Source organism: Paucilactobacillus suebicus DSM 5007 = KCTC 3549 (genome assembly GCF_001434475.1).
GTDB classification, from domain to species: domain Bacteria; phylum Bacillota; class Bacilli; order Lactobacillales; family Lactobacillaceae; genus Paucilactobacillus; species Paucilactobacillus suebicus.
Genome location: NZ_AZGF01000006.1, coordinates 58204 through 82830, shown reverse-complemented (window position 1 = coordinate 82830; position 24627 = coordinate 58204). Strand labels below are relative to the sequence as shown.

At 42.4% G+C, this 24627-nt stretch carries 21 protein-coding genes; 12 read left to right on the top strand and 9 right to left on the bottom strand.

Annotated elements, in window-relative coordinates:
• Window positions 1-32: 32 nt before the first annotated feature.
• Window positions 33-1355: a C1 family peptidase gene (locus tag FD16_RS04025; protein ID WP_010620973.1), complete on the bottom strand. Its 1323-nt coding sequence runs from the start codon at window positions 1353-1355 to the stop codon at window positions 33-35.
• Window positions 1345-1821 carry a MarR family winged helix-turn-helix transcriptional regulator gene (locus FD16_RS04020; RefSeq protein WP_162097668.1) on the bottom strand — a complete coding sequence of 159 codons (477 nt, stop codon included), beginning with the start codon at window positions 1819-1821 and terminating at the stop codon, window positions 1345-1347. The genes FD16_RS04025 and FD16_RS04020 overlap by 11 nt, the downstream gene beginning before the upstream one ends.
• A gap of 146 nt (window positions 1822-1967) precedes the next feature.
• On the opposite strand from FD16_RS04020, the gene FD16_RS04015 reads away from it, so the two are divergent.
• Complete coding sequence (locus FD16_RS04015) at window positions 1968-2687, top strand: aspartate/glutamate racemase family protein (protein ID WP_010620975.1); 720 nt, start codon at window positions 1968-1970, stop codon at window positions 2685-2687.
• 415 nt (window positions 2688-3102) lie between these two features.
• Here FD16_RS04015 and lepB read toward each other — a convergent pair whose 3' ends face one another.
• On the bottom strand, window positions 3103-3711 hold the full coding sequence (lepB, locus tag FD16_RS04010) for a signal peptidase I (protein WP_010620976.1): 609 nt from the start codon (window positions 3709-3711) through the stop codon (window positions 3103-3105).
• Between the two features lie 242 nt (window positions 3712-3953).
• Here lepB and FD16_RS04005 point away from each other — a divergent pair, with 242 nt between their 5' ends.
• The 4 genes from FD16_RS04005 (at window position 3954) to FD16_RS03990 (ending at window position 8666) form a co-directional block, all read left to right on the top strand.
• Complete coding sequence (locus tag FD16_RS04005) at window positions 3954-5435, top strand: UDP-N-acetylmuramoyl-L-alanyl-D-glutamate--2,6-diaminopimelate ligase (protein ID WP_010620977.1); 1482 nt, start codon at window positions 3954-3956, stop codon at window positions 5433-5435.
• Between the two features lie 24 nt (window positions 5436-5459).
• Window positions 5460-6710: a dicarboxylate/amino acid:cation symporter gene (locus tag FD16_RS04000; RefSeq protein WP_010620978.1), complete on the top strand. Its 1251-nt coding sequence runs from the start codon at window positions 5460-5462 to the stop codon at window positions 6708-6710.
• A gap of 26 nt (window positions 6711-6736) precedes the next feature.
• Window positions 6737-7720, top strand: a complete 984-nt coding sequence (locus FD16_RS03995) for an aldo/keto reductase (protein WP_010620979.1) — start codon at window positions 6737-6739, stop codon at window positions 7718-7720.
• Window positions 7721-8018: 298 nt separating this feature from the next.
• Window positions 8019-8666 (top strand): nitroreductase, encoded by a 648-nt coding sequence (locus FD16_RS03990; protein ID WP_010620980.1) that lies wholly within the window; start codon window positions 8019-8021, stop codon window positions 8664-8666.
• Window positions 8667-8881: 215 nt separating this feature from the next.
• Here FD16_RS03990 and mnmG read toward each other — a convergent pair whose 3' ends face one another.
• The 6 genes from mnmG to rpmH form a co-directional block, all read right to left on the bottom strand.
• On the bottom strand, window positions 8882-10792 hold the full coding sequence (gene mnmG, locus FD16_RS03985) for a tRNA uridine-5-carboxymethylaminomethyl(34) synthesis enzyme MnmG (protein WP_010620981.1): 1911 nt from the start codon (window positions 10790-10792) through the stop codon (window positions 8882-8884).
• A gap of 12 nt (window positions 10793-10804) precedes the next feature.
• Complete coding sequence (mnmE, locus tag FD16_RS03980) at window positions 10805-12193, bottom strand: tRNA uridine-5-carboxymethylaminomethyl(34) synthesis GTPase MnmE (RefSeq protein WP_010620982.1); 1389 nt, start codon at window positions 12191-12193, stop codon at window positions 10805-10807.
• A gap of 154 nt (window positions 12194-12347) precedes the next feature.
• Complete coding sequence (jag, locus tag FD16_RS03975) at window positions 12348-13163, bottom strand: RNA-binding cell elongation regulator Jag/EloR (protein ID WP_010620983.1); 816 nt, start codon at window positions 13161-13163, stop codon at window positions 12348-12350.
• Window positions 13164-13470: 307 nt separating this feature from the next.
• Window positions 13471-14304 (bottom strand): membrane protein insertase YidC, encoded by an 834-nt coding sequence (gene yidC / locus FD16_RS03970; RefSeq protein ID WP_010620984.1) that lies wholly within the window; start codon window positions 14302-14304, stop codon window positions 13471-13473.
• 3 nt (window positions 14305-14307) lie between these two features.
• Window positions 14308-14664 (bottom strand): ribonuclease P protein component, encoded by a 357-nt coding sequence (rnpA, locus tag FD16_RS03965; protein ID WP_010620985.1) that lies wholly within the window; start codon window positions 14662-14664, stop codon window positions 14308-14310.
• 57 nt (window positions 14665-14721) lie between these two features.
• Complete coding sequence (rpmH, locus tag FD16_RS03960) at window positions 14722-14856, bottom strand: 50S ribosomal protein L34 (RefSeq protein WP_010620986.1); 135 nt, start codon at window positions 14854-14856, stop codon at window positions 14722-14724.
• A 494-nt stretch (window positions 14857-15350) separates the two neighbouring features.
• Between rpmH and dnaA the strand changes: the two genes are divergently transcribed.
• The 7 genes from dnaA (at window position 15351) to rpsF (ending at window position 24615) form a co-directional block, all read left to right on the top strand.
• Window positions 15351-16676, top strand: coding sequence for a chromosomal replication initiator protein DnaA (gene dnaA / locus FD16_RS03955; RefSeq protein ID WP_010620987.1), 1326 nt, complete (start codon window positions 15351-15353; stop codon window positions 16674-16676).
• 165 nt (window positions 16677-16841) lie between these two features.
• Window positions 16842-17981, top strand: a complete 1140-nt coding sequence (gene dnaN, locus FD16_RS03950) for a DNA polymerase III subunit beta (RefSeq protein ID WP_010620988.1) — start codon at window positions 16842-16844, stop codon at window positions 17979-17981.
• A 280-nt stretch (window positions 17982-18261) separates the two neighbouring features.
• The gene (gene yaaA, locus FD16_RS03945; RefSeq protein ID WP_010620989.1) at window positions 18262-18486 is read left to right on the top strand and encodes a S4 domain-containing protein YaaA; all 225 of its coding nucleotides are present in this window, start codon (window positions 18262-18264) and stop codon (window positions 18484-18486) included.
• Between the two features lie 9 nt (window positions 18487-18495).
• Window positions 18496-19620 carry a DNA replication/repair protein RecF gene (gene recF, locus FD16_RS03940; protein WP_010620990.1) on the top strand — a complete coding sequence of 375 codons (1125 nt, stop codon included), beginning with the start codon at window positions 18496-18498 and terminating at the stop codon, window positions 19618-19620.
• Window positions 19617-21560 (top strand): DNA topoisomerase (ATP-hydrolyzing) subunit B, encoded by a 1944-nt coding sequence (gene gyrB / locus FD16_RS03935; protein ID WP_010620991.1) that lies wholly within the window; start codon window positions 19617-19619, stop codon window positions 21558-21560. The genes recF and gyrB overlap by 4 nt, the downstream gene beginning before the upstream one ends.
• Before the next feature lie 34 nt (window positions 21561-21594).
• Window positions 21595-24120: a DNA gyrase subunit A gene (gyrA, locus tag FD16_RS03930; protein WP_010620992.1), complete on the top strand. Its 2526-nt coding sequence runs from the start codon at window positions 21595-21597 to the stop codon at window positions 24118-24120.
• Window positions 24121-24318: 198 nt separating this feature from the next.
• Window positions 24319-24615, top strand: a complete 297-nt coding sequence (gene rpsF / locus FD16_RS03925) for a 30S ribosomal protein S6 (protein WP_010620993.1) — start codon at window positions 24319-24321, stop codon at window positions 24613-24615.
• Window positions 24616-24627: the final 12 nt, after the last annotated feature.

Below are 24627 nucleotides of genomic sequence, written 5' to 3'. Positions count from 1 at the left end.
TTCCACAGCCTCATAGCGTGCTCGAACGCACTCTACATTAGTGAATCCCAGGCCTCCAGCTTCTCTGCCTTTGACTCTGCAATCTCTTGTTGTTCCTCAGTTAAGTACTTCTTATTTACAACGACTTCATAGGTATAATCATCAAACCAGTCATCAGTCATGACAAAATATCCCTTTTCGCCATTTTCAGCACCCCAACTGTTTTCAACCTTCCAGCGGTTTGGTTTATCGTCTACCAAATCAACTCCCGTAAAGGTCATTGCATGTGTGACTTCTGCTTGTCCTGAAGCCAATCGTTGCGCCTTTGTCATTGTCATATCAATGTCCAACAACTCTTCACGATGGTAGAGGTTAGCGTCCAGTAGCCCTCGTTTGCGATCCGTTTGTTGCAATACATCGTTACCAAACCAGACGGTCTCGCCATCTTTTAATTGTGCAATCGTTGATTTCTTCAAATATTCAATCGGGACGTTCAAAAATTCAATTGGAATGCCACCCTCGACATTGTCTTGACTTGGTAATGCATATAACTTGTTATAGGCGTGGTCTGGGGCGTTCGTTAATACCACATAATTGCGTAAATTCAACGTAAAGTAGTCTTGATAAAATTGTTGCGGTGTCAAATCAGCTTCACGATGGTACTTTTTATCATCATCCTTATACTCTAAATCAAATTTCACCGGCGGTTCACCAAAAGCATACGCAGATAGTCGGTATACTTCACTAATCATTTGATTTTTAACGTCTGCAATCTCGCGCTCACTAGCCTGATCGGCTACCATTTGACGTAATTGCAGCGCATCCTGACGAAGTTTATAGTTCATGACATCGTCAATTTCAGTCGTGTTATTGGTGTTGTACGTTTCTGGCATTGCATAGTTAGGCACAAGGCCATATTTTTCCACCAGACTAGCAGCCATATCCCATTGACCACCATCACTACCGGCCATACTTAAATAAAATGACACTTCGCGATCCTTCAAATCACGATCCGCAGTATTTAAAATATTTTGCAAAAACGTGTTGGCTCTTTCGACACGATCCCAGAAAAACAGGTAATTTTGAGATAATTCAAAATTCTTAACCTTATTGTCGGCGGCAAACTGATGCCGTAATGTGTTAAGCGTTGAAAATAGCCAACAGCGTCCACTATGTTTTTGATTTGAAACGGCACCAGTATCTAATTCTAATGAAAAAACGCGATTCAATCGCTGCGATGCCTTTGGATCCTCACTACTAGCCTTAACACCATTTTTCATAACTGCACGAGCAATAACCGGTGCCGTTTCACGTGAAACAAAGTCTTGGTGAAATTGTTTAATTTGCTCCGCAGTAATTGGTTGTTTACTTGTCATTTTTATTATTCAACTCCCGCTCATCAAATTTTTGTTCTCTATCAACAGTTCCCATGGCAACTGATTTAATTGCTGTAGCAAACTCGTCGAGGTGCTCGCCCGCATCCTCAGCAACTCGATCAATCGCATCAGCACGAATTTGAGCGATAATCGGGCATAGTTCTTCGCCACGATCAGTCAAGTATAATTTTGAAACCCTTCGATCAGATTGCACAATCTCCTTGCGTACAATTCCCAAATCAACTAATTGATTGATGGAACGCGTAACGTTACTGCGATTTAAATACATTAAATCAATCAGCCCTTCTTGCGTGATTCCAGGACGTTCTTGCAGTCTTAGTAAATAATAATAGGTACTTGAGCTGAGTTGATACTGTTTTAATTCTCGATCAAGCTGAATTTTTATGTAACGATCGGCTACCGAGATCCATTTTATTAATGAAGTTCTTTCTTTATTATCTGTCAATTGCATCTCCTGCTTTCTCTCTCGAGCACTACAATTCTGTTAATCATGTGCGAAAGCATATATCTTTTTATTTTATTAGTCAAGCAACGTGATCAACCCACAAACCTTGGGTTATAATTACTTTAATTAACTGTGGGAGGCACATCATGAAAAATTTCTTCGTCATCTTAGGCGGCATGGGATCATTAGCCACCGAAAGCTTTGTTCGTTTAATTAATAAGCGAACTCCAACTAACGCCGATCAGGATTACTTAGACTATCTGGTCGTTAATCATGCGACGATTCCTGATCGTTCGGCCTACATCTTAGACCACTCGCAACCAAACCCCGGTCCTAAACTAGTAGAAGACGTCAAACAGTTCAGTACCTTGAACCCCAATTTTTTCGTGCTGACCTGCAACTCGGCGCACTACTTTTACGACGACATGATCAATGCCACCACCGTTCCTATTTTACACATGCCAAAGCTCGCTGTCGCGGAAATTAAGACAATTAATCCAAAAGCTAAACGTGTCGGTATTCTTGGAACGCCAGGAACAGTCAAAACTGGTATCTATGACCAATTTATTAAAGATGCCGGCTACGAATTAGTAAAGCCAACTCAAGACATTCTTGATGAGACTGAAGCTCTAATTTTTGAAGATATCAAACAAAAGGGACAGGTTAACGCCGAACGCTACCATGAAGTCCTGCGTCGCATGCAAGAAGACATGCACTGTGACACAACCATTCTCGGATGCACGGAGTTATCACTAGCGGAAGAACAGGCCCCCGATCACAACTATTCAATCTCGGATGCGCAATCAATTTTAGCAGACCAGGCAATTGCACTGGCACTAAACCAGAGAGCGGAGCAAGCCGATTAGATTTTGAGCATTAACATAATAAAAATGGAATTCCTGAACTTGGGAATTCTATTTTTATTGGGTTAAGCGGAATGATCTAATCGGTCTGCGGAGCTCATTTTGGCTGGTAAGCTGAAAGATATCAATTTTATAGGAAAGTTTTGTCTAAGGCAATTTTGCTGAAACTAGTTTCACAGACCAGCCTTCTGTGCTTAACAAAATAACGAGCGTAATTCCCAAAGATCAGAGAATTACGTTCGTTATTCAGTTAATGCTCGAAGGCTAACCGGTCTGCTCCACTCTCTGGCTGAAATGAGCTCCACAAGCACTGAGACCTAACGTATAAGAGCACTACGGGCACCAATTGTCATAACCCCGACAATTAATACCCGTAGTGCTCTTATACACCGGTCTCAACCCGTGCTTGTTACGCTCTCTAGTTGTCTGTAAAATACTTCTTCCAGAACGTGTTAATATTAGCTTTCTTCGTAGCATTGCGGTTCCAGAATGGTACCTTCACGACACCCATAATCTTGCTCTTCGGTACGAATCCGTAGTACCGACTGTCGTTTGATACGCTTCTGTGGTCCCCAAGTACATAATACTCGCCCTTTGGTACTTTGGTTGATCCTTGATGTTTCTCCCACTGGTTTTGAATTGAAATACTCTTCAGATTCCAATTCCCAGTACCAGTAGTTCTTTCGCTGTTACTAATATAGCTTTGATTGGTCTTCTTACCATTAACGTAAATTTGACCATTCTTTGATGTTACTGTATCGCCAGGCAATGCGATGACACGCTTAACGTAATCGGTTGATTCCGTGACTTGTGGATCAACTCCTTGAGCCTCAAACACAACCACGCTACCACGGTGAATTGTTGAACGCTTGGTGACCAGCACCCGCTCATTATTTTCCAAGTTAGGCTGCATTGACGGTCCGTCAACTCGAACTAGCTGGAACACATAATTTTTAATCAGTAATGCCGCTAAAAGTCCAATGACGATGGGGACAATCCAGCTTATTATTTCCCTAAGTGCTTTCATATTGAAGTCCTCGCTTACATATTATCCGGATTCTATTAGTGCAATTGTAATACAATTCGCTTGATAAGCAAACAAACAAATCGTAAAGAATTCTAATTTGTCCTTTTTATTTCAATAATAAGACAAAATTATGAATTGCTTAATGTTTGTCGATGTAAAATACTTGATCAGTTATTTTCTTCACTCACCCCTCTAACAATGATAAAATGGGGTTTAACAAAACTTTTACTGGAGATGAGGATATGAAGGCCGCAGAATTTGCAGAACTCCTTCAATTAAGCCACGAAGATCAGAAAAAAATACAAGATATTGAGATTACTGATGTGACTCAAGATACCCGTCAACTATCTGATGGGTGCTGTTTTGTTGCCATCAAAGGACTTCATTTTAATGGTAACGAACATGTTCAAGAGGCCGCGGACGCTGGTGCGCGACTAATCGTTGCAAGCGAGCCAGTAAGTATCACTGGTGATGCGGTTGTTGTGACTGTCCCCGACACACAAAAAGCGTTGGCACAGTTAAGCGCCCGTTTCTTTGGCGATCCCAGTGCCGAAATGACCATGTTTGGTGTTACCGGGACTAATGGTAAAACTACCATTACCCACCTCATCAGCAAGATTCTAGACGACCATGGTAGTAAGACTGGCATTATCGGTACCATGTACAACAAGATTGGTGATAAAAAGTTACCAACCATTAACACTACTCCTGACCCACATACCGTTCAAAAACTGCTTCGTCAAATGGATGATGAAGATGTAATGGAATGTGCAATGGAGGTCTCTTCTATTGCGCTAGTGCAGGGACGCGCCTGGGGAATCGATTTTGATACGGCTGTTTTCACCAATCTTACGGAAGATCACCTCGATTTCCATAAGACGGTCGAAAACTACTTTGATGCTAAAGCATTGCTGTTTTCTCAATTGGGCAACAGCTATCACAAGACTAGCAAGCCCAAAACTGCCGTTATCAACATTGATGATCCTTATGGCCGCCGTCTGATCGACAAAACTGCCGCTAACGTTTTGACATATGGCACTCATGGTCAAGGACTGTTGCAAGCTAAAAACATTCAAGTAACTAGTCATGGCACTAAGTTTGACCTTAGCATTTACGGCCATGAATACCCGGTTCATTTGAAGTTGATGGGTGATTTTAACGTTTATAACGCACTGTCTGCATTTGGTGCAACTTACGAGCATGGTCTTGAGCCTGAGGAAATTATTAAGTCTCTCGAATCTGTTGAAGGGGTTCGCGGACGTTTCCAAGTAGTTCCTAATGACCAAGATGTTACCGTCATTGTTGACTACGCACATACTCCGGATGGATTGAAGAACGTCTTGAACACGATTAATGCCTTCGCAGAAAAACGTGTCTTCTGTGTTGTTGGTTGTGGTGGCGATCGTGAAACCGAGAAACGCCCAATTATGGCAGATATTGCCTTAAATAATTCAACTGATGCGATCTTTACCTCTGACAACCCTCGAACTGAAGACCCCGAGGCAATCCTCGATGAAATGGTCGCAAAAGTGCCAAAGGATTCTTACACTCGTAACTCAGATCGTCGTGAAGCCATCTACTATGCGCTATCAAAAGCACAAGCAGGTGACGTTGTGTTAATCGCGGGCAAAGGCCACGAAGACTATCAAATCATTGGCACTACTAAACATCATTTCGATGACGTCGAGGTTGTCAACGATTTCTACGCCGATGACGAAAAGTAACATATAGGAGGTGCAACTCAGCATATGCGCTCTTTTTGGTATAACTACCGAGGAACGATCTTCTTACTAACCGGCCTAATTATTGGTGGTATTGCCGGTGTTGTTTATGGACCAAAAGTTGCCGTCGTAAAACCACTTGGTGATTTATTCTTAAACTTGATGTACATGATTCTGATTCCGTTGGTTTTTTTCAGCATTTCTTCAGCCATTGCCAATATGACGGAAATGAAACGACTGGGAAAAATCCTAGTCACAACGTTGCTAGTCTTTTTGGCAACGTCACTCATCTCAGCCATTTTGGGCTATCTAGCCATTCTAATCTTTCGACCAATTAATAATGTTGATATGGCTAGTGTTCAGCACCTTATGGGCCATGTTAAAGGTGCTGGAGGTAAAAGTACGTATTGGCTCGATCAGCTAGTCAAAACTTTTACGGTCGATGATTTTAACAAGATATTGACTAAGGATAATATGCTTTCACTAATTGTGGTCGCTATTTTAACCGGGATTGCAACGTCGTTATCCGGTAAAGATGCTCAACCATTTGCCAAAGTCTTAGCGGCGGGAAATATCGTGGTCATGAAAATTGTCCGCATTATAATGTATTATGCTCCCATCGGTCTTGGTTGTTTCTTCGCGAACATCATTGGTAATCTGGGATCTCAAATGGTCGCAACTTACCTTAGAACTTGGCTGGTCTACCTTGGGTACTCAATCTTCTACTTCTTCATCGTGATGAGCTGTTACGCACTCATTGCTGGTGGAAGAGCTGGTCTAAAGATTTTTTGGAAGAACATTGGTGCTCCAGCAATTACAGCTATTGCCACCAGCTCTTCGGCGGCCTCTATTCCTGTTAACATTGAATACACGAAAAAAATGGGTGTAAAAGACGATATCGCCGAAACGGTGATCCCTTTGGGTGCTAACACTCATAAGGATGGTTCCGTAGTTGGTGGTATCATGAAGGCAACCTTTTTGTTTGTGTTATTTGGTAGAAACATCGCCACATTCGAAAATGCCGTTTTGATTATCTGTGTCGGCTTTCTCGTTGGTGTTGTGATGAGCGCCATCCCTGGTGGTGGCTTCGTTGCCGAAACTGTCATTATTACTGTCTTTGGTTTTCCGATGACGGCGTTACCGCTCATTTTGATCATCAGTGAAATTATTGATATTCCGGCAACATTACTAAATTCATCAAGTAACACAACCTCCGCCATGCTTGTTTCACGGTTTGTAGAAGGTAAAAATTGGTTACAGGGTCATTTATCAGCATAGATTTAATTATGAGGAGTGATTGAATAATGGAATACAGAACATTGGGAAAAACAGGTTTTAAAATTAGTGAAGTTTCACTAGGTACTTGGCAACTAGGTTCAAAATGGGGAGATCCATTTGACGAAGATGACGCTCAACAAACTCTTGAAGCAGCCTACCAGGCTGGTGTTAACTTCTTTGATACCGCTGATATCTACCAAGATGGTAACAGCGAAAAAGCAATCGGTCGTTTTTTAAAGGAACACCCAGATCGTCAAATCTACGTATCAACTAAGTGTGGTCGTGGCTTGGAACCTCATACTATCGAAAACTACACAAAAGAAAACTTGATCAACTTTGTTAATTCATCACTGAAAAACCTGGGTACCGACAGTCTAGATCTGATCTTGTTACATTGTCCACCAATGCAGGCATACTATCACAAGGAGATCTTTGATACTCTTGATGAACTGAAGGCGCAGGGTAAGATTAAGAATTACGGTGTCAGTGTTGAACGGATTGAAGAAGCCATCAAAGCACTTGATTACGATATTTCTGCCGTTGAAATTATCTTCAACATTTTCCGTCAGAAACCAGCTGATCTGTTCTTCAAGCTAGCTAAGGAACATAACGTTGGCACCATCATTCGGGTACCACTAGCCAGTGGTCTATTAACCGGTAAGTACACGTTAGACACGAAATTTGGCAAGAATGATCACCGTAACTTCAACCGTCATGGCGAAGCATTCGACAAGGGTGAAACATTTGCCGGTGTCGACTACGAAACGGGTGTCAAGGCTGCTAATGAACTCAAGGAAAAACTCGGCAGTGACAACTTAGCCCAAACAGCACTCCGTTGGATTTTAATGTTCGATGAGGTATCAACAATCATCCCCGGAGCAAGCAACGCCAATCAAATCGCATCAAACACGGGAGCGGCCGATTTACCAGCACTCAACAATGAACAGATGGGCATTTGCAAGGATATTTACCAGAAGTACTTTGAACCAGTGGTTAAGTATGAATGGTAGATCAGAGTGTAGAAATGCACGGTTAGATATCGGTGACATAAGAGAACGGCGCGTTAATCGTTGAATTTTACGATTGGCGTGCCGTTTTCTTATGTCATGGATATCTGTGCATTTCTACACGTTTCAAATCAGAGTGCCCCAACAACACGCCCAGGCATTGTGATATAACGAGAAAACCAGTTATTCGTTATATCATGGATGCCTGCATGTTTTGGCACGTTTCAGCAAAAAAACCACCCCCCCTATCACCCACAATGCTATACTATCCAATAAACAACCAAAAAGAAGGCAACTAAAAATGGAATTCAACAAAGCACTAACACGTCGCCACTCGATCAGGTCGTACAGCGACAAGCCAATTTCAATTGACGATCTCAAAGATATCGTCACTAAGGCTCAAAAAAGCCCATCATGGGTAGATTCACAGCCGTGGAAAATTTACATTGCCACGGGAGAAATAGTTAAAAAGCTAGCCCAACAACAAGCCGATCTCGAAGATAAGGGCACTGCCAGTCATCCAGAAATTCCGGTTCGTCACCGTGACGACTGGGCAAAAATGCCTCGCGCAAACATGGCTGAAAATTCAGTCCGTAAGGCTGACTGGGCCACCGAGCATAATGACGATTACGATCGCTATCAAAAATATCTATATAACGCACCAGCAGTCGCCTATTTAACCATCGCCAAGGATTCAACTGACTGGTCAAAATTTGATCTTGGCATGTTTGCCTCAACGTTAATGCTGGCAGCTTCAGACAAAGGTATTGATTCAATTCCATCGTATTCATTGGTAAAATACCCAGAATTATCCCGCGTAGCATTAGATATTCCGACAGATGAAACCATTTTTATCGGTATCGCTTTGGGATACCAATCGGATTCAATTTTAAATCAGTATCGTTCGAATAGATCGGATTTGAGTAGTATTTTAACTATTAAGGACTAGTGAACGGAGGAAGTCCGGTTTGAGACTGGTGTGTAAGCAATTTTTAGGGATTAACCGCGGTTTTGGCGATTGATTCATAATAGTTTATTACACATTAGGTCTCAGTACTTTCGGGGCCGTCCCTATCTATACGGATGGAAAAGTGAACCATAATATTTTTAGACCTAGCCTCTTAGTCAATCTAGTCGAAATGAGCTCCGCAAGCCAGATTCTCTCTAGCTTATTTTTGCAATCCGCCCCTGCTGAATGTAGACACTTAAAATCGCAATATCAGCTGGGTTAACACCACTAATCCGTGATGCCTGCGCAATCGTTTCTGGTCTGATTTTGTCTAGCTTCTGATGAGCTTCTGTTGCTAGACCATCAATTGCGTCATAGTCAATCTTATCTGGGATCTTTTTGGCTTCCATCCTCTTCAGACGCTCAACTTTTTCTTCGGCCTTTTTAATATAACCGGCATACTTAATCTGAATTTCGACCTGCTCGATGATCCGGTGATCAAGTTCAACATCGGGTGCTGGTACAAACTTCAATAAGTCAGCGTATTTAACTTCTGGACGACGCAAAAATTCGCTGGCCAATACACCATCTTTCAACGGCTTTTGACCCTTGCTGGCAAGAAAGGCGTTTACTTCGTCGTTAGGCTTAATCCGCAAGCTTGCTAACCGAGCTTCTTCATCAGACACAGCTTGTTTCTTAGCTTTCATAGTTTCGAAACGCTCATCACTAATCAGACCAATTTCGTGGCCCATTTCGGTCAACCGCAAGTCTGCATTATCATGACGCAAAATCAAACGGTATTCAGCACGACTGGTTAACAAACGGTATGGTTCGTTAGTCCCCTTCGTGACCAAATCATCAATCATGACACCAATATACGCATCTGAACGCTTAAGCGTGAACTGACCGCGATCAAGGGCACGCAATCCTGCATTAATACCGGCAATAATTCCTTGGCCGGCAGCCTCTTCGTAGCCTGAAGTTCCGTTAGTTTGACCAGCAGTGTACAGGTTCTTAACAATCTTGGTTTCTAGCGTTGGTCGTAATTGATATGGTGAAACAACATCATATTCGATAGCGTAACCAGGACGCATCATTTCGGCGTTTTCCAGTCCCTTAATCGAATGGACAATCTGCTGTTGAATTTCTTCGGGTAATGAAGTCGACAAACCTTGGACGTACCATTCCTCAGTGTTACGACCTTCTGGTTCAAGGAACAACTGATGACGTGGCTTATCCGCAAAGCGAACGATCTTGTCTTCAATGGATGGACAATAACGAGGTCCAACACCTTTAATTGTGCCGGAAAACATTGGTGCTCGTCCCAAATTATCGCGGATCAACTTATGCGTATCTTCGTTAGTGTAAGTTAACCAGCATGACAGCTGATCCTTAAGCAGTAAATAGTCGCTGTCTGGGGTGGTAAAACTAAAGTGGTTAGGCTCTTCATCCCCCAACTGCTCTTCTGTTTCATCATAGTTAATCGTGGTGCCATCAACTCGTGGTGGAGTCCCCGTCTTGAAACGCTTCAGTTCAAATCCGAGGTCCTCGAGGTTACCTGATAACTTCATGGCCGCCTTCGAATTGTTAGGACCTGATTCATATTGCAGCTCGCCAATAATAATCTTACCGCGAGCAGCGGTCCCGACAGTCAAAACAACTGACTTGGCCGAATAGTGCGCACCGGTGTTGGTAACAACGCCCTTGCAGACACCATCTTCCACGATCAGTGAATCAACAACGCCCTGACGCAGGGTTAAATTAGGTTCCTTTTCAATTGTATGCTTCATTTCGGCATGGTAAGCGTGCTTGTCTGCCTGAGCGCGCAAAGCGCGAACGGCCGGACCTTTACCCGTGTTAAGCATCCGCATTTGCACGTAGGTCTTGTCGATGTTTTTACCCATTTCACCGCCAAGCGCGTCAATTTCACGTACAACGATCCCCTTTGCGGGTCCACCAATTGATGGGTTACATGGCATGAACGCCACCATTTCCAAACTAATCGTGATTAATAGAGTTTTATTGCCCATTCGAGCTGCTGCTAAAGCGGCCTCACTGCCGGCATGACCAGCACCAACCACAATTACGTCATAATCTCTTCCCTTATAAGGTAAAGCCTGATCCATGTTTTTCGTCTCCTATTTCCCTAAACAAAATTGACTAAAGAGCTGATCGAGCAGCTCATCTTGGTAACTATCACCGGTGATTTCACCGAGTAGATCCCAGCATCTGGTCATATCAATCTGAACCAGATCAACCGGCATCCCCGCAGCAATCCCCGTTTGAACGTCTTTTAGTGCATCACTAGCCTGATGCAACAATGCAATATGCCGTGCATTGGTGACCATTACATTATTCTGGTTACTCTCAATTCCTTCCTCAAAGAAAAGGTGGTTGATCTTATCAGCTAATTGATCCATGCCGTCGTTATGCACAATTGAGGTCTCAATGATCTCATCATCACTAACAAACTGCCGCAACTGATCACGATCAAGCTGGGCTGGTAAATCGGTCTTATTCAATAAAATAATTCGCTGACTATCTTCGGTTTCACCTAGTAATTCTTGGTCTTCTTGAGTTAATGCCTCGCTGTTATCCAACAGTAACAGGACTAAATCAGCGGTTTCGATCGCTTGATGACTGCGTTCAACCCCGATTTGTTCGATTTGGTCATTAGTCTTACGAATCCCCGCCGTATCAATTAATTTCAGTGGTACGCCATTCACATTCACGTATTCTTCAATCACATCTCGAGTGGTACCGGCAATGTTAGTCACAATTGCCTTATCTTCATGCAATAAATTGTTCAATAGGCTGGACTTACCAACGTTAGGACGGCCAATAATCGCAGTAGCTAAGCCATCACGCAGGACCTTGCCTTGTTTAGCTGTTTTGAGTAGTGCGTCAATCTGAGTCTTCAGTTCAGCACTCTTTTCCTTTAACAGCTTAGTTGTCATCTCTTCTACCGCATCATACTCTGGGTAATCAATGTTGACCTCTACTTGAGCTAACACGTCCAAAATATCTTGGCGCAAACTCTTAATCAAGCGCGACAAATCGCCATCTAGTTGGTTCAACGCCACCTTCATTGAACGATCGGTCTTGGCACGAATCAGGTCCATCACGGCTTCAGCCTGAGATAGATCAATGCGGCCATTCAGAAAGGCCCGTTTGGTAAATTCACCAGGTTCGGCCAGGCGCGCTCCATAACTAAGTGCTAGCTGTAATATCCTGTTAGTGGCTACTAATCCACCATGACAGTTAATCTCAATCACATCTTCGAGTGTGTATGTTTTGGGCGCCCTCATCACTGACACCATCACTTCATCAACCTCATTATTAGTTTCCGGATCAATGATGTGACCGTAGTTGATTGTGTGGGTTGCAACCTTGTTCAAGTCCTTACCATGGTAGATTTCACTAGCCACAGCCAGTGCTCCTTCACCACTGATTCTGACAATTGAAATGCCGCCTTCACCAACCGGGGTCGAAATCGCCGCAATTGTATCAAACTCTGAATTTGCCACGTTAGCTCTCCTTTCGCTTCAAACAAATAAAAAAAGCGCCACTCCACGCCTAATTCACAAAAGAATTAGCGTGGTCAAAGCACTTTCACTACTTTACCCGTCTTTACTTTTAAACGAACACCATTATAAAAATTAACACCCTAAATGTCAAACATTATATTTCGTTGGCCGGTGCCACAACCACACTACGTCGCGGTTCACGACCGTGAGAATAGGTCTTCACGAACTGATTATCCTCTAGTGACTGGTGAATCTGTTTACGTTCATTGGCTGGCATTGCATCCAGATAAACCGCCGTACCAGAAGCAATAACCTCAGTCGCCGCATTCTTAGCAACCCCAACCAGTACCTCGGCCCGCTTTGAACGATAATCATTTGTGTCCAACACAAAGGCCACCTTAGTTAATCCATTCAGGTTCAAAAACGTTAATCCCATAGTTTGCAACGCATTAATTGTCATCCCATGACGGCCAATCACCTTAGCTGGCTTGTCTGTGATGATATCAACCGTGATGGTACGACCCGTCACACTAAAGTTAGCTTCAACTGGTAGCTGCATACTGTTTAAGATATCCCTTAAATAATATGCGACCATCTCTGCCATACGACTCATCTTTTCCTGGTTAGCCTCTTGACGTCGTTGAATCTCAGCCGGACTAATTTGGTCCTCATTCTCATCTTCCAATTCATCAGTTGGTTTGTCAGGTTCAACGCCATCGTTTTCCTCTGTCACCTGTTCTTCAGCCTGCTCATTAATCTGTTTGACCAATTCTGGATGTTGCAACGCACCACCGGTATGTTGGGGCAAAATGGATTTCACTTCAACCTCTGCCTCACGTCGGCTAATCCCTAAAATTCCCTTTCTAGGTTCTTTAATAACGTTGATATTGACTTCTTTTCGGGTTAAATGAAGGGTATTTAACGCATTTTGAATCGCCTCATCAATTGTTTTACCCGTATATATTGCCATGTTGCGGCCTCCTCTTATCTTGTCGAAAATGATTATAACATAGATCCAATGAACCATTGAATTTGTCAGGTTATATTGGTAGAGGCTTAATAATTTTTTGATATTATTAGCTTTAACAACGTAATTGCTAGATAAATTATGAAGCCAATACATTGGATGATTTGGATTTTTTTATTTTTCTGGATTAAACGTGATCAAAGGCGCAGGTGCTCAATAAATAAAAGTCCCATGTCCATCGCCTGCATAACCCGCAGACAACGTACATGGGACTCTTATTTATCGGCACCTTAACGCGCCTTTGATCACTCTATTTTCTTTTACTCTTAACCGCTTTTCGCTTGGCCTTGTCGATCTTCTTCTGTCGTGCTTTTTCTGCTGCTTCTTTTTCACGACGTTCACGATTGATCTTGAATGGGTTTTGAATTAATAGGGTTTGTCCTACTTGGAACAAGTTGGTAACCGCCCAGTACAGCGAGATGGCTGATGAAATATTCATCGCCATGAAGAAAATGAAGACTGGCATGATGTATGTCATCGATGTTGTCATTGCATTCTTTTCCGGCTGTGAAGCCATCGCTAACCAAGAACTAAAGAACGTGAAGATAGCAGCCAGCAATGGCAAGATGTAATAAGGATCACGCTGACCAAGTTCCAACCAGAGGAATGATCCGTGACGCAAAACATCTGTCCGCCAAATTGCGGCATACAGTGCATAGATAATTGGTAATTGAACAATCATTGGCAACATTGAAGCCCAAGGATTAACACCAGCTTCAGAATACAGCTTCTTTTGTTCAGCCTGTAGCTTCTGAACAGTTTCCATATCCCGTGAAGAATACTTCTTCTGTAAAGCCTTCAGCTTTGGCTGCAATTCCTGTGTCTTACGCATTGAACGTGTTTGATACACCATCAATGGAAGAATAATGATTCGGATAATAATCGTGAAGATGATAATCCCCATCCCGTACCCGCCAAAGGTATGAGACAGCCAGATAATTGCGCGTGAGAAGTTATAAACGATTGTGTGATCCCAAAGACCAGTACTATGACTGTTAATTGGTTTATTTGAACAGGCCGCTAAAAAGAGACCCAGTGATAGAACGCCTGCTAGTGAGAGGTACTTCTTGATATGTTTTTTCAAACCTTATTCCTCGCTTTGTTCTTCATTTAAAACTTGGGCCAATTTCAACGCATGGATCAAATGTTTCTTAGTATCTGCCATACTCATTTGATCGGCCGCGGGCCGGGCAATGACCAGAAAATCGCAATCTGGTTTAAGTTGCGGTTTAACCTCCAACAATGTTTGACGGATCCGTCGCTTAACCCAGTTACGATGAACTGCATTACCAATCTTCTTACCGACAGAAATGCCGACACGAAAATGTTTTTGCCCAGGCTTGTCCATTGTATATATGATAAATTTGCGGTTGGCGATGGAATTATGAGTCTCAAACACTCGCTGGAACTCGCTTTCCTTCTTCACCCGATATGATTTTCTCATAGTCTGTTTTCTCCAAAACTTTTCAGAAAAAAAGACCACCTTAGTCAGTGGCCTTTTTTATGCAGATAATACTTTTCTGCCCTTTGAACGTCTACGTGCTAATACTTTACGGCCGTTACTTGTGCTCATGCGTTTGCGGAAACCATGGACGCGTGAACGATGCCGTTTCTTTGGTTGAAATGTACGCTTCATTGAATATAGCACCTCCTATTTAGAATTGATTTATTTTTTTATAGTCGAAAAGTCCGTTCTTTCCAAACAATACCTACAAATTTTAGCACACCGACTCTAGATAATAAAGAAGAAATTTTAAATAAAATTTTTTTAGTTTTCCACAATTTTGCGAAATAATCCACAGCGTTGTTTATTTTGAAATTTTGCTCAGAAATTATCCACAGCGTTTTTCCGCGATTTTACACAAAGAAACAGGGTGTTTAAAATGTTATCCACAAGTACAGCTTTAGCTGTGGATAACTGTGATGATCCCCGACATAATAGGCTTAGTTTTAAACGCTATTGTGTGGAAAACTCCGAAAGTCCCCGTGGTACAAGATTTTTACACAAGCTTGTGGATTGTTTCCACACAGAGTTGTTTTTATTGTGGATTAATTTTTTTACACCCTGTGGAAAACTCTATAACAACATGCTAGAATTATGAAAGTATTTATTTTGTAGGAGGAGTAATTGTGAGTGATCTAGAAGCACTTTGGCGAATTATTAAAGAATCCTTTAAAGCAGAAGCTTCTCCGGTAACTTATTCAACAATGATTGATCAGGCAAAAGCAGTTTCGCTTGCCAATAATCAGATGACGATTGAATTACCGACGCAGTTTCACAAGGACTATTGGAATAATTCGCTGACTGATAAATTTCGTTTATACGCTTACGAAGCAACGCAAACGAAAATTGAACCACGTTTTATCGTAGAGTCAGAGGAACAAGATGAACAACCTGAACCAGAATCGATCCCAGTCAAGCCTTCATTCAAGGTTAATACCGCATTAAACCAGCGCTATACCTTTGATACCTTTGTTATTGGCAAGGGTAACCAAATGGCACACGCCGCTGCATTAGTAGTCTCAGAAGAACCAGGAAATATGTACAACCCATTGTTTTTCTATGGTGGCGTTGGCCTAGGCAAGACCCACTTGATGCATGCTATTGGTAACAAGATGCTGATGACTAACCCAGACACTCGCGTTAAATATGTTACCAGTGAAGCTTTTACCAATGATTTTATTAATGCAATCCAAACCGGGACTCAAGAACAGTTCCGGCAAGAATATCGTAATCTTGATTTATTACTGGTAGATGATATCCAATTCTTTGCGGACAAAGAAGGAACCCAAGAAGAATTCTTCCATACTTTTAATGCATTATATGAAGAAAACAAGCAAATTGTCCTCACGTCCGATCGCTTACCTAATGAAATACCTAAGCTACAGGATCGTTTAGTATCACGGTTTAAGTGGGGATTATCAGTCGACATCACCCCACCAGATTTAGAGACTAGGATCGCCATTTTGCGTAGCAAGGCTCAGGCAGATAGCATTGACATCCCTAATGACACTCTCACCTACATCGCGGGCCAGATTGATTCTAATGTCCGTGAACTGGAGGGAGCGCTTTCGCGCGTTCAAGCGTATCACCGCCTGACTGGTTCAACAATTACAACCAGCCTAGCTTCCGATGCCTTGAAGGGACTGAAGTTATCAGGTTCAACTGCTCTAACCATCCCCCTGATTCAAGAAAAAGTCGCAGCCTATTATCATATTTCTCAATCCGATCTTAAGGGCAAGAAACGAATTAAGCAGATTGTCGTCCCGCGTCAAGTTGCTATGTATCTATCGCGTGAACTCACTGATAATTCTTTGCCTAAGATTGGTACTGAATTTGGCGGTAAAGACCACACTACCGTTTTGCATTCGATCGACAAGATTGAAAAATCACTCGATTCTGACCAACATTTGCAAGAAGATGTGCAAAACCTTAAAATGGAACTAAAGCCTTGATGTGGATAAGTGGCATACTTTTGGTCTAGTTATCCACAAGATATCCACAGGTGGAAAACTTTATTACCGTAAGCATTTTATCCACTTGTTAACAATATCCACAGGCCCTACTACTACGACTTTTATTTCTTAATAATTAATAACCCCTAAGGAGCTTTTGCCAAGATGAAATTTACAATTAATCGATCAGCATTCATTGCTAAATTAAACGATGTATTACGTGCTATTTCTTCAAAAACTACGATTCCAATATTAACTGGACTAAAGATTGTTGTAACACCACAAGATGTTACGTTAACCGGTAGTGATGCAGACATTACCATTCAGACAGTTCTTTCTTCTAATGACGATACGTTTGGATTGACTGTCGAACAACCTGGTGAAATTGTTTTACCAGCTCGTTTTTTCAGTGAAATTGTTAAAAAATTGCCAGACGATCAAGTTACCATTGAAATCAGTGATGGATTCCAGGCACAAATCACTTCTGGTTCTGCTTCATTTACTATTAATGGTCAGGATGCTAACAACTATCCCCGGCTACCAGAAATTGAAACGACTGATACTGTTAAATTGGCTGGCGATGTTTTTAAAGAGATCATTGGTCAAACAGTCATTGCTGTATCAAGTCAAGAAAGTCGTCCAATTCTAACTGGTGTTCATTTTGTGTTGGAAGGCAACCATCTGTTATCAGTTGCCACTGATAGTCACCGTCTTGCACAACGTAAGGTTGAATTACCAGACGCTATCGAGCAACGTTATGACGTCATTATTCCAGGTAAGAGTTTAACTGAATTGTCGCGCATGATTGGTGATAGCAGTGATCCAGTCGAATTGCGGATTTCTGAAAACCAAGTCTTGTTTAATTTAGGTGATACTTGGTTCTATTCACGATTACTAGAAGGTAACTATCCGGAAACTAGTCGTCTGATCCCAGATTCTTCAGAAACGACGGCTGAATTAAATGCCTCAGCATTTCTATCATCAATTGAACGTGCTTCACTGTTGTCTCACGAAAGTCGCAACAATGTGGTCAAGCTAAGTTTGAATCCAGCCGACAACGTTGCCAAGATCAGTGGTAATTCACCCGACGTTGGTAATGTTGAAGAAGATATTGCTGTGTCTAGTTTAGACGGCGAAGAACTTGAAATTTCATTTAACCCTGACTATATGAAGGATGCACTACGTTCATTTGGTCAAAGTGAAATTAAAATTTCCTTCACTTCTGCGCTACGTCCATTCATCTTGGTACCAACTGAAAACGAAGATAACTTTGTCCAGTTAATTACCCCAGTTAGAACTTATTAGAAATCAGTAAATTAACACAAAATACCTGACTCACACACCGTGTTGTCAGGTATTTTTATGCAGATTTTTAGTGAAAGCGTCTCCATTTTCGTCAAACGATAAAAAAAGGCCTAAAATCGCTTAAAACTTTAAAAATTAAATTTTAAGCGTGTTTTACGTATTTTCGATAAAAATGTCAAAATACATAATTAAGCCTAAAAACGGTTATATATGCGCTATTTATTTGTTTTTCGATCGCTATAAAGGTATAATAGATAGGTAAGTGAGAGTAGGTGATGAGATGCAAGACCCCAAAATTGTCCAGATTAGTGGCCCGTTTATGACCATCGGACAATTGTTGAAAGAAGAAGCAATTATTCCATCAGGTGGAGCTGCCAAATGGTTCTTAAAGGACAACGAAGTTTTGGTGAACGATGAAGTGGATCAGCGACGTGGTAGAAAACTGTATCCAAATGATCGCATTACCGTGACTGACGTTGGCGACTTCGTTATTCAAAGTAAGTAGGTATATTAGATGATTCTAAAAGAACTTCATTTACATAATTTTCGCAATTATGAGGATTTGACGGTGGAGTTTGCACCAGGCGTGAACGTTTTAATCGGTGAGAATGCTCAAGGCAAGACGAATATGCTTGAAGCGGTCTACGCACTGGCACTGACTCGCAGTCACAGAACATCTAACGATCGGGAATTAATTAACTGGAAACAGCATGAGGCCTTGCTCTCGGGCAAAGTACAGACAAAAACGGATCTAATTCCATTAGAGCTGCGCTTCACACCGAAGGGTAAACGAGCAAAAGTTAATCATTTGGAGCAAAGTAAGCTGTCATCGTATGTTGGTCAGTTGAACGTGATTGTCTTTGCGCCAGAAGACTTAGCATTGGTAAAATCCGGTCCAGCCGTTCGGCGGCACTTTATGGATCTGGAATTTGGTCAGATGAGTAGTAAGTATCTTTATAACTCTGGACAGTATCGGACTGCTTTGCGGCAGCGTAACGAGTACTTGAAACAGTTACGAGCCCGTAAGCAGTCTGATCGTGTGTTTTTACAGGTACTGTCCGATCAGGTTGCTGCCAGTGGTGCCGAAATGATTGTTGCGCGCGCAGGATTTCTACAACAATTGGAAAAATGGGCGCAGGTCATTCATAGCAACATTTCGACCGATAAAGAAGAGCTTAAGTTCAAGTATGATACGCAGGTTAGTGAGGATACCTTGTCTTCCGTAGAAGATGTATATCAAGCGTTACTCGCATTGTTAACTAAAAACGAAGATCGAGAAATCGACCATGGTTCAACCCTGTATGGACCGCATCGTGATGATCTGATTTTTTTAGTTAATGGTAAGAACGTTCAAACCTATGGATCACAGGGTCAGCAGCGAACGACAGCTCTATCTGTGAAACTGGCTGAGATCGATTTGATGAAGGAGCAGACTGGTGAATATCCAGTGCTGTTGCTTGATGATGTGTTGTCGGAACTAGATGATGATCGACAGACCCACCTTCTAACGGCAATCCAAGATAAGGTGCAAACATTTCTAACCACCACTAGTTTAAGTGGCATTGCACGCCAACTGATTAACGAACCAACGATATTTAACATTGCACACGGAACCTTGGAAAGGGAGGAAACAAAGTGAGCGAAGAAAACGAAACAAAAGCAGAGCGGGCAAAAGAATATAATGCCAGCCAAATTCAAGTCCTCGAAGGTCTTGAAGCTGTCCGTAAACGTCCCGGAATGTATATTGGTACGACCAGTTCACAAGGCCTCCACCATTTAGTTTGGGAAATTGTCGATAACGGCATTGATGAAGCATTAGCTGGTTTTTGTGACGAAATCAACGTGATTGTTGAAAAGGACAATAGTGTCACGGTTACCGATAATGGTCGTGGTATCCCAGTTGATATTCAACAAAAGACCGGTAAGCCAGCACTAGAAACTGTCTTTACGATCCTCCATGCCGGTGGTAAGTTTGGCGGCGGCGGATACAAGGTTTCTGGTGGATTGCACGGTGTTGGTGCTTCAGTCGTCAATGCTTTGTCCACCGAATTAGACGTTCACGTTATTCGTGGTGGCAAGGAATATTACATGGACTTCACCCGCGGTCACGTTAAGACACCAATGAAGGTGATTGGTGATCGTCCGGAGGGCCAACATGGTACGATTGTTCATTTTAAGCCGGATCCGGATATTTTCCGTGAAACAACGGAATACGATATTAAGGTTCTGACAACGAGAATTCGTGAATTGTCATTTTTAAACAAGGGATTACGGATCACAATTGAAGATCGTCGTCCTGAGACCCCAACGCACGAAGAATTCCACTACGAAGGCGGAATTCGTCACTACGTTGAGTATTTAAACCAAAATAAAGATGTTTTATTTGATGAACCAGTTTACGTTGAAGGCCAGGAAAAGGGCATTACTGTCGAAGTTTCGCTGCAATATACTGATGACTTCCACAGTAACCTTTTAACCTTTACTAATAACATTCACACGTATGAAGGTGGAACTCACGAAACTGGGTTTAAGACTGCTTTGACCCGTGTGATTAACGATTATGCGCGTAAAAACGGTCAAATTAAGGCTAACGAAGATGCTCTATCTGGGGATGATGTACGTGAAGGAATGACCGCAGTTGTCTCAATCAAGCATCCAGATCCACAATTCGAAGGACAAACTAAGACTAAACTTGGTAACTCAGACGCACGGACCGTTACTGATCACCTCTTCAGTGAAACATTTGGCCGGTTTATGATGGAAAATCCAGATGTTGCCCGCAAGATTGTCGATAAGGGGCTGTTGGCTTCCAAGGCTCGCATCGCTGCTAAACGTGCGCGTGAAGTGACTCGTAAGAAGAGTGGTTTGGATATCAGTAACTTGCCTGGTAAGTTAGCCGATAACACCAGTAAAGATCCAGCTATTTCCGAATTATTCATCGTCGAGGGTGATTCAGCCGGTGGTTCTGCCAAGCAGGGCCGTTCGCGTCTGACTCAAGCAATCCTGCCAATTCGTGGTAAGATTTTGAACGTTGAAAAGGCCAGCATCGATAAGATTTTGGCCAACGAAGAAATTCGATCATTATTTACTGCCTTAGGTACCGGTTTTGGCAATGACTTTGATGTTTCTAAAGCTAACTACCACAAGCTGATCATCATGACTGATGCCGATGTCGATGGTGCTCACATTCGAACATTGTTACTGACATTGTTCTATCGCTTCATGCGGCCAATGATTGAGTCAGGCTACGTATATATCGCCCAGCCACCTCTGTATCAAGTGCGCCAAGGCAAGTACGTTCGCTACATTGATTCAGACGAAGAGCTTGATGAAGTGCTAAGTTCACTGCAACCAAGTCCAAAACCTGCTATTCAACGGTACAAGGGACTTGGCGAAATGGATGCTGAACAACTCTGGGAAACCACGATGGATCCAGAGAAGCGTCGTTTACTAAGAGTTAACTTGGATGATGCAATTGAAGCAGATCAAGTATTCTCAATGCTGATGGGTGACAAAGTTATGCCTCGTCGTAATTTCATTGAAGAAAACGCAACGTTCGTTGAAAACCTTGATCTATAAAAATTATTAGTAGAAAAGAAATGGAGGAATCACTGTGGCTGAACAAGACTTGCCAAGTCGTATTACCGATGTCAATTTGAGTAGGCAAATGCGGACATCGTTTCTAGATTATGCCATGAGTGTTATTGTCTCACGGGCTCTGCCTGATGTTCGTGATGGACTGAAACCAGTTCACCGACGGATTTTATACGGCATGAGTGAATTAGGCGTGACACCTGATAAGCCATACAAGAAGTCTGCCAGAATTGTTGGGGATGTTATGGGTAAATTCCATCCCCATGGTGACTCAGCAATTTACGAGTCAATGGTGCGGATGGCCCAGGACTTTAGTTACCGCTACATGTTAGTTGATGGACACGGAAACTTTGGTTCTGTCGATGGTGATGGCGCTGCCGCCATGCGTTACACCGAAGCTCGAATGAGCAAGATTGCCGTGGAAATGCTGCGGGATATTAACAAGGACACTGTTAATTTCACCGATAACTATGATGGAACTGAAAAAGAACCTGAAGTATTACCAGCACGTTTCCCAAACTTGCTTGTTAACGGAGCATCAGGGATTGCCGTTGGGATGGCTACCAGCATTCCGACGCATAACTTAGCGGAAGTAATCAGTGCGATCCATATTTTGATGGATAATCCTGAAGCAACAACCGCTGATTTGATGGAAGCAATTCCTGGACCAGATTTCCCAACCGGTGGAATTGTCATGGGAAAATCTGGCATTCGGAAAGCTTACGAAACCGGCCGTGGTTCAATTATTATCAGGGCGAAGGTTGATATTGAAGAATCTAAGAACGGCAAGCAACGAATTATCGCCACAGAAATTCCATACATGGTTAACAAAGCAAAACTGATTGAACGGATTGCTGAGTTGGCCCGTGATAAGCGGATTGAGGGTATTACCGACGTCAATGATGAATCTGATCGTGATGGAATGCGGATTGTTGTTGATGTGCGTCGTGATGCTAGTGCAGAAGTTATTTTGAACAACTTGTACAAGATGACATTGATGCAAACTTCATTTGGCTTTAACATGCTGGCCATTGTGAAGGGCAAGCCTAAAGTGCTCAGCTTGAAGGAAATCTTGCAGTACTACCTCGAACATCAAGAAGAAGTTGTCCGTCGTCGGACTGAGTTTGAATTAAAGAAGGCTCAAGCACGAGCTCATATTCTAGAAGGTTTGCGAATTGCTCTTGATCATATTGATGCGATCATCAACATTATTCGTAGTTCACAGACCAGCGATATTGCAAAACAACAATTGATGGAGAACTACGGTTTATCTGACCGTCAGGCCCAAGCAATTCTTGATATGCGACTGGTTCGTTTAACTGGTTTGGAACGTGAAAAGATCGAGTCTGAATACAATGGCTTACTCGATTCAATCGCTGACTACAAGGATATTCTTGCTCATAGTGAACGGATCAATAAGATCATTTACGACGAATTATTGGAGATTCAATCTAAATTTGGTGACGAACGTCGAACCGAATTACAAGTTGGTGATGTTACCAGCATCGAAGACGAAGATTTGATCGAAGAAGAAAACGTGATTGTTTCATTGACTCACAATGGCTATATCAAACGGTTGCCAGTTGATGAATTCAAAGCACAACACCGTGGTGGCCGTGGTGTTCAAGGAATGGGCGTGCACGATGATGATTTCATTGAACAAATGATCTCGACATCAACGCATGACCGCTTGCTGTTCTTCACGAGTGCCGGTAAGGTATATTCGATGAAGGGCTACGAGGTTCCTGAATACGGACGGACTGCCAAGGGAATTCCGGTCATTAACCTGCTTGGCGTTGACTCGGACGAGAAGATCTCGGCGGTCATCAACGTAGAACATGATCAGGACTACTCAGATAAGTACCTGTTCTTTACCACATTGCATGGCACCGTTAAGCGGACGGCAGTTTCTGAGTTTACTAATATTCGCAGTAACGGTCTCAAATCGATTACCTTAAAAGAAGACGACGAGCTGATTGGTGTATCAATTATCGATGATCAACAAAACATGATTATTGGGACACATCTTGGCTACGCAGTTAGCTTCAAGGCGGCTGATGTTCGTTCAATGGGTCGTTCGGCTTCCGGAGTTCGTGGTATTCGTTTACGCGATAATGATTATGTAATCGGTGTTGATTTGCTTAATGAAAACAGCAACGTTTTCGTGATTAGCGAACACGGATTTGGTAAGCAGACGTCTGCCAGTGAGTACCCAATTAAGGGTCGTGGCGGTAAGGGAATTAAGACTGCTAACGTGACTGAAAAGAACGGACCACTGGTTGGTTTGACCACTGTGGAAGGCGAAGAAGATATCATGTTAGTTACCGATAAGGGTGTTATCATCCGCTTTGGTATCGAAACTGTTTCCCAAACCGGTCGTGCAACTGTTGGTGTTCATCTGATTAAGATGGATGATGAGACTAAGGTTGCAACAATGGCTAAGGTTGATAAAGAAGAGCCTGAAGATGAAGCGGCTGATGGTAATGATGACCAACCAACTGTTGATTCTGATCAGACTACTGAAAGTACTAATACAGACGAATAATTAACGAAAATCCTGATTACGATCGTATTTTATATATGTATCGTAATTCAGGATTTTTATTTTTTCGCTCATTTATCATTGTTTTATCAAGGTGGGCATGCTATAATTTTAGCTTGTGAGTATACAGTAAAAAGTGTGCTCTCCTTGCTCCTATCATTTGGAATAGGGGCCAAAGTCCATAAGGAGGTGTAACAGTTCATGGAACCAAAAAAGTATGAAATTACTTATATCATTCGTCCTGACATCGACGAAGCCGCTAAGACTGCCTTAGTAGAACGCTTCGACAAGATCGTTACAGACAATGGTGCTACAGTGGTTGATTCTAAAGACTGGTCGACTCGTCGTTTTGCTTATGAAATTGGTAACTACAGTGAAGGTACTTACCATATCATCAATGCAACTGCGACAGACGACGCAGCTTTAAACGAATTTGACCGTTTAGCTAAGATCAGCGATGACATTCTTCGTCACATGATCGTTAAGCGCGAAGACTAATATTAATTCGAA

Coding starts and splice junctions, on each gene's coding strand:
- FD16_RS04000 (WP_010620978.1), top strand. CDS start 5,460: ATGCGCTCTTTTTGGTATAACTACCGAGGAACGATCTTCTTACTAACC.
- dnaN (WP_010620988.1), top strand. CDS start 16,842: ATGAAATTTACAATTAATCGATCAGCATTCATTGCTAAATTAAACGAT.
- FD16_RS04025 (WP_010620973.1), bottom strand. CDS start 1,355: ATGACAAGTAAACAACCAATTACTGCGGAGCAAATTAAACAATTTCAC.
- yaaA (WP_010620989.1), top strand. CDS start 18,262: ATGCAAGACCCCAAAATTGTCCAGATTAGTGGCCCGTTTATGACCATC.
- lepB (WP_010620976.1), bottom strand. CDS start 3,711: ATGAAAGCACTTAGGGAAATAATAAGCTGGATTGTCCCCATCGTCATT.
- FD16_RS03990 (WP_010620980.1), top strand. CDS start 8,019: ATGGAATTCAACAAAGCACTAACACGTCGCCACTCGATCAGGTCGTAC.
- FD16_RS03995 (WP_010620979.1), top strand. CDS start 6,737: ATGGAATACAGAACATTGGGAAAAACAGGTTTTAAAATTAGTGAAGTT.
- recF (WP_010620990.1), top strand. CDS start 18,496: ATGATTCTAAAAGAACTTCATTTACATAATTTTCGCAATTATGAGGAT.
- jag (WP_010620983.1), bottom strand. CDS start 13,163: ATGGCAATATATACGGGTAAAACAATTGATGAGGCGATTCAAAATGCG.
- rpmH (WP_010620986.1), bottom strand. CDS start 14,856: ATGAAGCGTACATTTCAACCAAAGAAACGGCATCGTTCACGCGTCCAT.
- FD16_RS04005 (WP_010620977.1), top strand. CDS start 3,954: ATGAAGGCCGCAGAATTTGCAGAACTCCTTCAATTAAGCCACGAAGAT.
- rnpA (WP_010620985.1), bottom strand. CDS start 14,664: ATGAGAAAATCATATCGGGTGAAGAAGGAAAGCGAGTTCCAGCGAGTG.
- mnmG (WP_010620981.1), bottom strand. CDS start 10,792: ATGGATCAGGCTTTACCTTATAAGGGAAGAGATTATGACGTAATTGTG.
- FD16_RS04015 (WP_010620975.1), top strand. CDS start 1,968: ATGAAAAATTTCTTCGTCATCTTAGGCGGCATGGGATCATTAGCCACC.
- rpsF (WP_010620993.1), top strand. CDS start 24,319: ATGGAACCAAAAAAGTATGAAATTACTTATATCATTCGTCCTGACATC.